Annotated in this window: 9 protein-coding genes and 1 pseudogene; 5 read left to right on the forward strand and 5 right to left on the reverse strand. The window is 60.1% G+C overall.

Annotation, left to right across the window (positions count from 1 at the left end; translation table 11 throughout):
* Positions 1 to 135 precede the first annotated feature (135 nt).
* Positions 136 to 1,212 carry a 4-hydroxyphenylpyruvate dioxygenase gene (hppD, locus tag V5E99_RS21570; protein ID WP_499804270.1) on the forward strand — a complete coding sequence of 359 codons (1,077 nt, stop codon included), beginning with the start codon at positions 136 to 138 and terminating at the stop codon, positions 1,210 to 1,212.
* Positions 1,213 to 1,353: 141 nt separating this feature from the next.
* On the opposite strand, the gene rarD is transcribed toward hppD, so the two are convergent.
* The 3 genes from rarD to V5E99_RS21585 form a co-directional block, all read right to left on the reverse strand.
* The gene (rarD, locus tag V5E99_RS21575) at positions 1,354 to 2,241 is read right to left on the reverse strand and encodes an EamA family transporter RarD (protein WP_499804271.1); all 888 of its coding nucleotides are present in this window, start codon (positions 2,239 to 2,241) and stop codon (positions 1,354 to 1,356) included.
* A gap of 219 nt (positions 2,242 to 2,460) precedes the next feature.
* Positions 2,461 to 3,474 (reverse strand): aldo/keto reductase, encoded by a 1,014-nt coding sequence (locus V5E99_RS21580; protein ID WP_499804272.1) that lies wholly within the window; start codon positions 3,472 to 3,474, stop codon positions 2,461 to 2,463.
* Between the two features lie 214 nt (positions 3,475 to 3,688).
* The gene (locus V5E99_RS21585; protein ID WP_499804273.1) at positions 3,689 to 4,999 is read right to left on the reverse strand and encodes an MFS transporter; all 1,311 of its coding nucleotides are present in this window, start codon (positions 4,997 to 4,999) and stop codon (positions 3,689 to 3,691) included.
* A 170-nt stretch (positions 5,000 to 5,169) separates the two neighbouring features.
* Here V5E99_RS21585 and V5E99_RS21590 point away from each other — a divergent pair, with 170 nt between their 5' ends.
* The 4 genes from V5E99_RS21590 to V5E99_RS21605 all read left to right on the forward strand — a co-directional run bounded on the left by V5E99_RS21590 (position 5,170) and on the right by V5E99_RS21605 (position 10,778).
* The gene (locus tag V5E99_RS21590; RefSeq protein ID WP_499804274.1) at positions 5,170 to 6,282 is read left to right on the forward strand and encodes a sugar diacid recognition domain-containing protein; all 1,113 of its coding nucleotides are present in this window, start codon (positions 5,170 to 5,172) and stop codon (positions 6,280 to 6,282) included.
* A gap of 214 nt (positions 6,283 to 6,496) precedes the next feature.
* Complete coding sequence (locus tag V5E99_RS21595) at positions 6,497 to 7,639, forward strand: glycerate kinase (RefSeq protein ID WP_499804275.1); 1,143 nt, start codon at positions 6,497 to 6,499, stop codon at positions 7,637 to 7,639.
* Positions 7,640 to 7,924: 285 nt separating this feature from the next.
* Positions 7,925 to 9,550, forward strand: coding sequence for a methyl-accepting chemotaxis protein (locus V5E99_RS21600; protein WP_499804276.1), 1,626 nt, complete (start codon positions 7,925 to 7,927; stop codon positions 9,548 to 9,550).
* A 40-nt stretch (positions 9,551 to 9,590) separates the two neighbouring features.
* The gene (locus V5E99_RS21605) at positions 9,591 to 10,778 is read left to right on the forward strand and encodes a pyridoxal phosphate-dependent aminotransferase (RefSeq protein WP_499804277.1); all 1,188 of its coding nucleotides are present in this window, start codon (positions 9,591 to 9,593) and stop codon (positions 10,776 to 10,778) included.
* Positions 10,779 to 10,872: 94 nt separating this feature from the next.
* Here the strand turns inward: V5E99_RS21605 and V5E99_RS21610 are convergent, their stop codons facing one another.
* Positions 10,873 to 11,850 (reverse strand): 2-hydroxyacid dehydrogenase, encoded by a 978-nt coding sequence (locus tag V5E99_RS21610; protein WP_499804278.1) that lies wholly within the window; start codon positions 11,848 to 11,850, stop codon positions 10,873 to 10,875.
* Positions 11,851 to 11,871: 21 nt separating this feature from the next.
* Positions 11,872 to 12,261: pseudogene (locus V5E99_RS21615) on the reverse strand (MFS transporter); the annotation flags it as partial.

A 12,261-nucleotide genomic window follows, 5' to 3' on the forward strand; every position in this document is an offset into this window, starting at 1 on the left:
TTCGGGTTTCAATTGATCTACGGTGACTTCCTCGCCCGCAGCGTGAGGGGCATCTCCTGCGCGCCACCCGCCAGTCTCAGCATTGCTAGCAACTAACGATCCGTTAATTCTAAAAATGATGATGAGGCGCCAACCATGGCAGATTTATACGAAAACCCAATGGGCCTGATGGGCTTTGAGTTCATTGAGTTCGCATCGCCGACCCCGAACACGCTTGAGCCGATCTTCGAGATCATGGGCTTCACCAAGGTCGCGACCCACCGTTCCAAAGACGTGCACCTGTATCGCCAGGGCCAGATCAACCTGATCCTCAACAACGAACCCCACAGCGTCGCTTCCTACTTCGCGGCCGAGCATGGCCCGTCGGTGTGCGGCATGGCGTTCCGGGTCAAGGATTCGCAAAAAGCCTACAACCGCGCCCTCGAACTCGGCGCCCAGCCGATCCACATCGAAACCGGCCCGATGGAACTGAACCTGCCGGCGATCAAAGGCATCGGCGGCGCGCCGCTGTACCTGATCGACCGTTTCGGTGAAGGCAGCTCGATCTACGACATCGACTTCGTGTTCATCGAAGGCGTTGACCGCAACCCGGAAGGGGCGGGCCTGAAGATCATCGATCACCTGACCCACAACGTCTATCGCGGTCGCATGGCCTACTGGGCCAACTTCTACGAGAAGCTGTTCAACTTCCGTGAAATCCGTTACTTCGACATCAAGGGTGAATACACCGGCCTGACCTCCAAGGCCATGACCGCGCCGGATGGCATGATCCGCATCCCGTTGAACGAAGAATCGTCCAAGGGCGCCGGTCAGATCGAAGAGTTCCTGATGCAGTTCAACGGCGAAGGCATCCAGCACGTCGCGTTCCTCAGCGACAACCTGATCGACACCTGGGATCGCCTGAAGAAAATCGGCATGCGCTTCATGACCGCGCCACCGGAAACCTACTACGAAATGCTCGAAGGCCGTTTGCCGAACCACGGCGAGCCGGTGGATCAACTGCAAATGCGCGGGATTCTGCTGGACGGTTCGTCTGAGTCGGGCGACAAGCGCCTGTTACTGCAGATCTTCTCGGAAACCCTGATGGGGCCGGTGTTCTTCGAATTCATCCAGCGCAAAGGCGATGATGGTTTCGGTGAAGGCAACTTCAAGGCGCTGTTCGAATCCATCGAGCGGGATCAGGTGCGTCGTGGCGTGCTCGCTACCGAGTAAGCCGTTGCAGAAATAGAAAAGCCCGATCAGTAGCAATGCTGGTCGGGCTTTTTCGTTTTTGCTGCACGTAGGAGCAAGGCTTGCCCGCGAAGGGGCCCTTGAAGGCGCTAAAAGCTTCGCAGGCAAGCCTCGCTCCTACGTTTACATCGGCCTGCGGCGTTGTCGGACCATATGTTTGAACCCTTCAAACACCAGCACCACCACCGCCAGCCAGATTGGAATGTAGGTCAGCCATTCACCGTGTTTGATGCTTTCCCCCAGCAGCAACGCGACGCCAAGCAACAGCACCGGCTCGACATAACTCAGCAAGCCGAACAGGCTGAATGGCAGCAAGCGGCTCGCGATGATGTAGACCACCAACGCCGAAGCACTGATCAAGCCAAGCACCGGGATCAGCAGCGACAGCCACGGGTATTGATCGAACACACCAAAACCTTGTGCTCCGCCCCAGACAAACCAGAACGCCACCGGCAGCATCAGGGTCATGTCCAGCCACAAACCGCCGAGGTTGTCGGTCTTCAACCATTTGCGTAACACGAAGTAGGTCGGGTATCCGATGACCACCAGCAAGGTCGCCCAGGAAAAACCACCCACTTGGTACAACTCGTTGACTACGCCGAGGGAGGCGAAAAACACCGCGACTTTTTGCAAGTAGGACAGGCGTTCGCCATAGGCAATCCGCCCGGTCAGCACCATCGCCAGCGGCAACAGGAAGTAGCCCAGCGACACGTCGAGGCTGTAGCCATTGAGCGGCGCCCACATGAACAGCCAGAGTTGCACGCCCAGCAATGTTGCTGAAACGACCAGCGCGGCAAACAGCTTGGGCGCGCCGCTCAGGCGTTTGAGGATATCCAGCGAGCGTCGCCATTCGCCGGACACCACCATGAACACCGTCATGCAGGGCACGGTGAGTAGCATCCGCCAGCCGAAGATTTCTACGCCGCTCAACGGGGTGAGCAACGACGTGTAGTAATACATGACGGCAAACAGCACTGAGGCTGTGACCGATAAAGCGATACCTTTAGACAAACTGTCCTCGCGGGGTTGAACGTGAAACGGGTGCGGAGGATACGTGGTTTTAGCGTAGAACATTGATCGAATGATCAAGATCGAACATTGATTCTGTCATCGATATAAATCCCCTGTGGAAGCGAGCTTGCTCGCGAAGGCGTCGTGTCAGTCGACATCTATATTGACTGACACGACGCCTTCGCGAGCAAGCCCGCTCCCACATGAGAGTGTGTTTCTTCAGGTATTACGCGGTTTACGGCCCGACACGAAGTGACTGACGTCGTTGAAGCCCGGTGTCGACGAGTGCCCTGGCGTCACCAGCGAATCGATAAACGCCTCGTCTTCCGCCGTGATCTTCACCTCTTGCGCCTTGGTGTAGGCGTCCCACTGTTCCTCGGTGCGCGGCCCGACGATGGCGGAGGTCACGGCGCTGTTGTTCAGCACCCAGGCGATGGCGAATTCGACAATGCCGACGCCGCGACCCTGGGTGTACTGCTGAATCTGCTGGGCAATGCGCAGCGACTCGACGCGCCATTCGGTTTCGAGGATGCGTTTGTCCTGACGGCCGGCGCGGCTGTTGGCGTCCGGTGTGACGTCCGGTGCGTATTTGCCGCTCAGTACGCCGCGCGCCAACGGGCTATAAGGCACCACGCCGAGGCCATAAGCGTGCGCGGCGGTGATTTGCTCGGTTTCGGTCTGGCGATTGACGATGTTGTACAGCGGCTGGCTGATCACCGGGCGGTCAACGCCGAGTTTGTCGGCCACGCGAATGACTTCGGCGATGCGCCAGCCACGGTAGTTAGACAGGCCCCAATAGCGAATCTTGCCTTGGCGGATCAGATCGCCGATGGCCGAAATCGTCACTTCCAGCGGGGTGTTGTGGTCTTCGCGGTGCAGGTAATAGATGTCGACATAATCGGTGCCCAGGCGTGTCAGGCTGGCGTCGATGCCATTGAACAGGTGCTTGCGGCTCAAACCGCTGCGGTTTGGCACACCGTCCACCGGGCCGAAACCGACTTTGGTGGCGAGTACCCATTCGTGACGGTTGCCGGCAATGGCTTCACCGACAATCTCTTCGGAACGGCCGCCGGTGTAGACATCGGCGGTGTCGATGAAATTGATGCCCTGGTCCCAGGCCTTGTCGATGATCCGCAGGGAATCTTCGGTGCTGGTCTGTTCGCCGAACATCATCGTGCCCAGGGTCAGGGTGGACACCTGCAGACCCGAATGACCCAGTGTGCGGTAACTCATGACGAAATCCTTTTGCCGATGGAAAGGCGTCAATCAAATACCAGAACGGTGATCGGGGGCAATCGGAAAATCCACTCAATTCTTCTTGGGGTAGTGGTGATAAAAAGCCCCAAAAGCAAAAGATCGCAGCCTGCGGCAGCTCCTACGGGTTATCGCTTACATTGGCGATTTACCGTAGGAGCTGCCGCAGGCTGCGATCTTTTGACCTACCCGTCTAAACCTTCAACGTGCGCGTCATCCGCAACGCCAACAGGCTCCCGCAGACAATCACGCCGGCCAGCAGGTATAACGCCGCATCGGTCGAGCCGGTGCTGTCCTTGACCCAACCCACCAAATACGGGCTCAGGAATCCAGCCATCTGCCCCATGGAGTTGATCAGCGCCAGACCACCGGCCGCCGCGCCCGCGCTGAGCAGGGCGGTCGGCACCGGCCAGAACATTGGCAGGCCGGTAAGGGCGCCCATGGTGGCGATGGTCAGGCCGAGAATTGCAATGGCCGGCGTGGTGGCGAAGTTCACCGCAATCAGCAAGCCCACCGCGCCCATCAACATGGGCACCACCAAGTGCCAGCGACGTTCTTTGCGCAGGTCCGCCGAGCGACCGACCAGCAACATGAACACCGCTGCCAACAGGTAGGGAATCGCACTCAACCAGCCGATCACCAGGTTATCGCTGAAACCGAGGTTCTTGATAATCGACGGCAGCCAGAAGTTGATCGCGTAAACACCGCTCTGGATGCAGAAGTAGATCAGACCAAAGGCCCAGATTGCCGGGTTCTTGAACACGGCGGCCAGGGAGTCGGTGGTGGTTTTCGGCTTGTTGGCCAGGTCTTCGGCGTGATCGGCTTCCAGCACCGAGCGCTCGTGGGGCGTCAGCCACTTGGCATTGGCATAGCTGTCGCTGAGCAGGAAGTAGGCGAGGGCGCCGAGGATGACCGTTGGGATGCCTTGCAGCAAAAACATCCACTGCCAACCGGCCAAACCTGCCTGGCCGGCGCCGAAGTGGTTAAGAATCCAGCCGGAAAACGGGCTGCCGAGCAGGCCGGAGACCGGGATGGCGGACATGAACAGCGCCATGATGCGGCCACGGCGGAAGGTTGGGAACCACTGCGAAAGATAGAGCACCACGCCCGGGAAGAACCCGGCTTCGGCGGCGCCGGTGAACAGGCGCAAGGTGTAGAACTCGGTCGGCGTGGTGACGAACAGCAGGCAGGTCGAGAGCGAGCCCCAGACGATCATCATCAGCGCAATCCAGCGCCGTGGGCCGAATTTGGTCAGCGCCAGGTTACTGGGTACACCGCACAGCACGTAGCCGATAAAGAAGATCCCGGCCCCGAGGCCGTACACCGTTTCGCTGAACTTCAGCGCGTCGAGCATCTGCAATTTGGCAAATCCAACGTTCACCCGGTCGAGGTAGTTGAACAGGTAGCAGATGAAAATGAAGGGGATCAAACGCAGGGTAATGCGTTTGTAGACGGCGTTTTTGTCGTCAACGATGGCCTGGGTAGCGGCGGCGCTCTGTGACATGGCGGGCTCTCTCTTTATTATGATTTTTTGCGATGCAAAGGGTAACGTTGATCGCCCTGTGAGTCTCGGCCACCCTTTGGGTGATTGTCTTTGTGCCTGAGCACAGGGTTTGCCAACAAGGCCTGTGCGGGTGAACAACCTGTCCCATCACGCTTTCAAGGATTTGCCCCATGTTTGAACTCGATCACGACCTGGCCCAGGACATCGTCGACCGGGCGATGGCCATCCTGCCCTATAACGTCAACGTCATGGACAGTCAGGGATTGATTCTGGGCAGCGGCGAACCCGAGCGCATCAACACCCGCCACGAAGGTGCGCAACTGGTGCTGGCCAACGGGCGGGTGGTGGAAATCGACGCGCAAACCGCGATTCATCTTAAAGGCGTGCAACCCGGCATCAACCTGCCGCTGTTGCTCGATCAACGGCTGATCGGCGTGCTCGGCATTACCGGCGAACCGGAGCAACTGCGCACCTACGCCGAACTGGTGCGCATGACCGCCGAGATGCTGGTGGGCCAGCGCAACCAACAGGCCGAGCAGCAATGGCGGCGTCAGCGTTGCGATGATTTGCTCGCGTTGCTGCTGAGCGACGCCGGGGATTCGCCGCGTCTGGTCGATGAAGCGCAACAACTGGGGCTCAAGCCGCAACTGACGCGGGTGCCGTACCTGTTCGAATTGGGCCTGGAGCATGGGCCGGGACAAACCGTGGAAGCGCTCAGTGCCTGGTTGATCAGTCGTTACCCCGACAGTTGGTGCGTCAGTTCCGCCAAGTCATCGCTGCTGTGGTGCCGGCCGGCGAGCCAGACGATCGAGCATGATCGCCTGCTGGAAAAACTCGATGGCTTGGGCTGGAACATTCTGCGCATTGCCGTCGGCGGGCAGGCCGATGGGCTGCCGGGGTTGCGCCGCTGCTATCGTCGGGTCGGTGACTTGCTGGCGTACGGCCGCGATGTGCTGCCGCGCTCGCGGTTGCTGACGCTGAACCGTTATCGGCTGCCGGTGATGCTCTGGCGGCACCGCAACGACGATGCCCTCGACGAATTGCTTAAACCGCTACGCAAAGTCATTGCCAAAGACAACAACGGCCAGTTGCTGGCGACCCTGCGCAGTTGGTGTGACCACGACGGGCAGAGCCAGGCGTGTGCGGATGCGTTGGGCATCCATCGCAACAGTTTGCGTTATCGCATGGAGCGGATTGCCGAGTTGAGTGGGGTTGATCCGTTGCGCCTGGACGGGATGCTGGCGCTATACCTGGGCGTGCAACTGCTCCCCCAAACCGACTAAAAACGACGCCCCCCCCGTAGGAGCTGCCGAAGGCTGCGATCTTTTGATCTTGCTTTTAAAGGGCAACGTCAAAAGATCGCAGCCTTCGGCAGCTCCTACAAACGCCTGGCATTTGTAGAAATGAACAATAAACGCCACACCCGCTTGTGCAGCGGACAGGCGTCATCGCTCCGGGCAACTGGCAGCATGGATGCATTGGAACTGGAGAATACTCATGAAAATCGTCATCGCCCCCGATTCGTTCAAGGACAGCCTGAGTGCCCAGGGCGTGGCCGATGCCATCGCGCTCGGGTTGGCGGAGGTCTGGCCGGATGCACAGTTGCTCAAATGCCCAATGGCTGATGGCGGGGAAGGGACGGTCGAGTCGATTCTGGCGGCCTGCGCGGGTGAATTACGGCGCACCACCGTGCATGGTCCGCTGGGCGCATCGGTCGAAGCCGTCTGGGGCTGGTTGCCGCACAACCACACGGCAATCATCGAAATGGCCGAGGCCAGCGGTTTGCAGCGGGTGCCGCCAGTGCAGCGCGATGCGTGCATCAGCAGCACCTTCGGCACCGGTGAACTGATCCGTGCGGCGCTGGATGCCGGGGCGCAACGGGTGATTCTGGCGATTGGCGGCAGTGCGACCAATGACGGCGGCGCCGGGGCGATGCAGGCCCTGGGCGTCAAACTGTTCGACGTTCAGGGAAAAATCCTCGCTCCCGGCGGTCTGGCCCTGGCGCAATTGGCCAGCATCGACCTGGGCGAGATGGACCCACGGTTGAACGCGGTGCGCTTCGACATCGCTGCCGACGTCAACAATCCACTGTGTGGCCCCCACGGCGCCTCCGCGATTTTCGGGCCACAGAAAGGCGCCTCGCCGGAACAGGTCCAGCAACTGGATCAAGCCCTGGGGCATTTCGCCGATCTGTGCGCTCAGGTTCTCGATAAAGACGTGCGCGACGAACCGGGCAGCGGCGCGGCGGGCGGCTTGGGCTTCGCGGCCAAGGCGTTTCTCGGCGCGCAGTTTCAGGCCGGTGTCGAAGTGGTTGCCGAACTGGTCGGGCTGGCTGAGGCCGTTAAAGGCGCGGACCTGGTGATCACCGGCGAGGGCCGATTCGATGCGCAGACGTTGCGCGGCAAGACACCGTTTGGTGTGGCGCGAATTGCCCGGCAGCAGGGGGTCCCGGTGATTGTCATCGCCGGGACCTTGGGCGAGGGCTATCAGGCGTTGTATGAACATGGGATCGATGCGGCATTTGCCCTGGCGAGTGGGCCGATGACGCTGGAGCAGGCGTGTTCAGAGGCGCCCCGGTTGTTGCGTGAAAGGGCAACTGACATTGCGCGGGTATGGCGGATTGCAACTTACCAGGCCTGATCCTTCTGGTGCGGCGAGAAAGCTTTTTGTGGCGAGGGGACTTGCCCCATCGCCACAAAAAATCGTGTCCTCGATGGCATGAGTGTTTCACCGCTGAAACACTCGTAACCTCTTGAAATATATTTCTACTTCCCCCGCAAAAAACCTCAAGTCCAGCCGATAACCCTTGTAGGCGCACCCAAACCTATTTCAACAGGTGCGCCCAATTGATCCGGCCGGCTGCCTGCTCGCCTGACAGCAATCACGGCACGGATGCTCGACGCTCACTCACCCGAGAATCATCCTATGTCCCTGCGTAATCTGAACATCGCGCCTCGAGCTTTCCTCGGTTTCGCTTTCATTGCCTTGCTGGTCATTGTCCTGGGTGTGTTCGCGGTGAATCGGATGTCGATCATCCGCCAAAGCTCCATCGACATGGGCAGCAACCAGTTGCCCAGCGTCAGTTTCCTGGGCAATGTCACCGAGAACGTGTTGCGCATGCGCATTCTGTCCTTCCGGATTCTGGTGAACCGCGAGCCTGCGAGTTTGCAGGAAGCCGAAACCCGCATCACCGTGCTCACTGAAAAAGCCCGCAAGGCCCAGGCCGACTATGCCGCGTTGCCGGCCGGCCCAGACGAGGCCGCGCTGTATAAAACCTTCAGCGCCACCTTCGACAGTTACATGCAGGCCCAGCGCGAGATGATGGACCTGTCGCGCCAGAACAAAACCGATGAGATGCGCAGCCTGATCAACACGCGTATCAAGGACGGCACCGACCTGATGGGCGAGCAACTCAACAAACTGATTGCGCTTAACAACGATGGCGCCAAAGCGGCAGGGATTGTCGCTGAAGAGAATTACCACACCGCCGTCAACGGCATCATTGCGGTCTCGGTGATTGCCGCGCTGATGACCGTGTTGCTTGCCTGGCTGTTGACCCGCAGTATCGTCTCTCCGTTGAACCGCGCCGTTCAGGCTGCTGAAACCATTGCTGGCGGCAACCTGAGCAAAGCCATCGAAGTGGATGGCAATGACGAGCCGGCTCGCTTGCTCGGTGCGTTGGCCACGATGCAAACCAACCTGCGCAACACCATTGAGCAAATCGCCGGTTCGGCCACTCAGTTGGGCGCCGCCGCCGAAGAACTCAGCGCCGTCACCGAAGAAGCTTCGCGCGGTCTGCAACAGCAGAACAACGAAATCGAACAGGCTGCCACGGCGGTCAACGAAATGACCGCCGCTGTCGAAGAAGTCGCGCGCAACGCAGTGTCGACGTCCGAAGCCTCGAATCAATCAACCCAGGCTGCCCGCGAAGGTCGCAACCGCGTGGTGGAAACCGTCGACGCGATCCAGACCATGACCCATGACGTGCAAAACACTGCAGTGATGATCGAAGGCCTGGCCGCTCAGGGGCGTGACATTGGCAAAGTGCTGGACGTGATCCGCGCCATCGCCGAACAGACCAACCTGCTGGCGCTCAACGCCGCCATCGAAGCCGCCCGTGCCGGTGAAGCCGGGCGTGGTTTTGCCGTGGTGGCGGACGAAGTTCGGGCACTGGCCCATCGCACTGCGCAATCGACCCAGGAAATCGAAAAAATGGTCGCCGGCATCCAGAACGGCACCGGCGAAGCGGTGTCCTCGATGCAGCAAAGCAACCAGCGCACCCAAAGCACCCTGGAAATGGCCCGCGCCGCCGGCGTGGCGCTGGAGCAGATCACCCAATCGATCCACCTGATCAACGAACGCAACCTGGTGATCGCCAGCGCCTCGGAAGAACAGGCCCAAGTCTCCCGCGAAGTGGACCGCAACCTGGTCAATATTCGCGACCTCGCCACCCAGTCCGCCGCCGGTGCCAACCAGACCAGCACCGCCACCCACGAATTATCACGTTTGGCCGTGGATTTGAACGCCATGGTGGCGCGTTTTGTAATTTGAGATAGGGTTGAGTCTGGAACACGCGCGACAGGAGAAGTACATGCGCTATTCAGCCCTGACCCAACGCATCGCCGGTGACGGAGCGGCAGCTTGGCAAATTCATGATCGAGCGCTGGAGATGCGCGAGCAGGGCATTGATGTACTGCTGCTGTCGGTGGGCGATCCGGATTTCGATACGCCCAAACCGATCGTCCAGGCTGCCATCGACAGCCTGTTGGCCGGCGATACGCATTACTCGGACGTGCGCGGCACTCGGTCGCTGCGCAACAGCATCGCCAGCCGTCATCGGCGACGCAGTGGTCAGGCGGTGGATGCCGGGCATGTGATCGTGCTGCCGGGCGCACAATGTGCGGTGTATTCGGTTGCGCAATGCCTGCTCGATCCGGGCGATGAAGTGATTGTCGCCGAGCCGATGTACGTCACCTACGAAGGTGTGTTCGGCGCCTGCGGGGCGAAAGTGGTGCCGGTGGCGGTGCGTCCGGAGAACGGTTTTCGCGTCGATCCGGCGGATGTCGCGGCACTGATCACGCCCAAGACCCGGGTCATTCTGCTCAACAGTCCCAACAATCCATCCGGCGCGAGCCTGTCCTTGCCGATCTGGCAGGAACTGGCGGCGCTCTGCGTTCGTCACGATTTGTGGCTGATCAGCGATGAGGTCTACAGCGACTTGCTGTACGACGGTGAACACATCAGCCCGGCCAGTCTGCCGGGCATGGCCGAGCGTACGGCGACCATCAACAGTTTGTCCAAATCCCACGCCATGAGCGGTTGGCGGGTCGGCTGGGTGATCGGCCCCAAACCCTTGGCTGAACATTTGGTGCATTTGTCGTTGTGCATGTTGTTCGGGATTCCGGATTTTGTGCAGAACGCCGCGCAGGTCGCGTTGGACGCGGACCTGCCGGAAGTGGCGCAGATGCGCGAGGAATATCGCCAGCGGCGGGATCTGGTCTGTGCGCGTTTGAGTACGTGCCCAGGCATTCGCCCGATCAAACCCGATGGCGGGATGTTCGTGATGGTCGATGTGCGTCAAACCGGGTTATGCGCCCAAGGGTTTGCCGAACGCCTGCTGGAAGGGTATGGCGTGTCAGTGCTGGCCGGCGAAGCGTTCGGGCCGAGTGCGGCAGGGCATATCCGGATCGGGTTGGTGGTGGATCAGGTGAAATTGGCCGATGCGTGTCGGCGGATTGCGCGGTGTGCGGCGGATCTTCTGGAAGCGCGGCGGGCCTGATGGGGTGACGCAAAAAGATCGCAGCCTTCGGCAGCTCCTACGGGGTGTACTCAATTCCCCGTAGGAGCTGCCGAAGGCTGCGATCTTTTGATCTTCAAGCCTTCCAGGCTAAAACATTGACCAAATTCACCGGCCGCTCACCCGCCAACGCCATCAGCAGGTTGTCTACCGCACATTTGGCCATCGCCTCTCGGGTTTCATGGGTCGCCGAGCCAATGTGCGGCGTCGCCACCACGTTGTTCAACTGCATCAACGGTGAATCCTGATTCAACGGCTCCCGCTCGAACACATCCAGCCCCGCCGCGCGAATCTGCCCGTCGCGCAAGGCCTGGATCAACGCCGCTTCGTCCACCACTTTGCCCCGTGAAATATTGATAAAAATCGTTTCCGGGCGCATCAAGGCAAACTGTTCGGCGCCAATCAAACCCTCGGTTTCAGCGGTCAGCGGTAAGGTCAGGCAGACAAAATCCGCCTGTTGCAGCAGCTCCGGCAAGCTGCGGTATTGCGCATCAAAACGCTGCTCCACCGCCGGTTTCGGCGAGTGACTGTGATAGATCACCGGCATGCCGAAACCGAAATGCCCGCGCTGAGCCAGCGCTTCACCGATGCGCCCCATGCCGATGATGCCCAGGGTTTTGCCATGCACGTCAGTACCGAATTGCGCCGGGCCGATGTTGCGATTCCACTGACCGGTGCGAACCAGATTGGCCAGTTCGACCACCCGCCGAGCGGTGGCCAGGATTAACGCGAAACCGGTGTCAGCGGTGGTTTCGGTGAGCACGTCCGGGGTGTTGCTGAGCAGGATGCGTCGCTCGGTCAGGTAATCGATGTCGTAGTTGTCGACGCCTACCGAGACGCTCGCGATGGCTTCCAGATTCGGCGCGAGGTCGAGCAATTCAGCGTCCAGTTTCAAACTGGCGCCGAGCAAGCCTTGAGCCCGGGGCAGGGTGGCGCGCAACTTGGCGAGGCCCTCGGCATCCAGACTGTCGATCAGCGTCACGTCGGTCTGCTCATGCAGGCGAGCCATCAGCAGCGGCGAGAGTTTCTTGTACAGCACAACCTGCTTTTTCATCGTCATCGTCTCAACTTCTATTCAAGGGTGAGCCGCCACCGGGCGTTTCACCGGGGCTTTGGCCACGACCCGGTCACTGGCGCCGGGCTTGAGGAAAATCGTCAGCACCACCGACAGCATCAGCGCGCCGCTCATCAACAGATACGACGCGCCGGGCGAACCGGTGGTGCTGTTCAGGTAACCGACCAGATAAGAACCGCCAAACGAACCGAGGGCGCCCATGCTGTTGATCAGCGCCATGGCGCCACCGGCCACGTTGGCCGGAAGGATTTCCGGAACGATCGCGAAGAACGGCCCGTAAGGCGCGTACATGCAGGCCCCGGCGATCACCAGCAAGGTGTAGGACCACCAGAAATGTTCAGCGCCCAAGGCGTAGGAACCGTAGAACGCAATCTTCTGGGGCTTGATAAA

Source organism: Janthinobacterium sp. LPB2021202312-11-4 (genome assembly GCF_037049705.1).
GTDB lineage: Bacteria > Pseudomonadota > Gammaproteobacteria > Pseudomonadales > Pseudomonadaceae > Aquipseudomonas.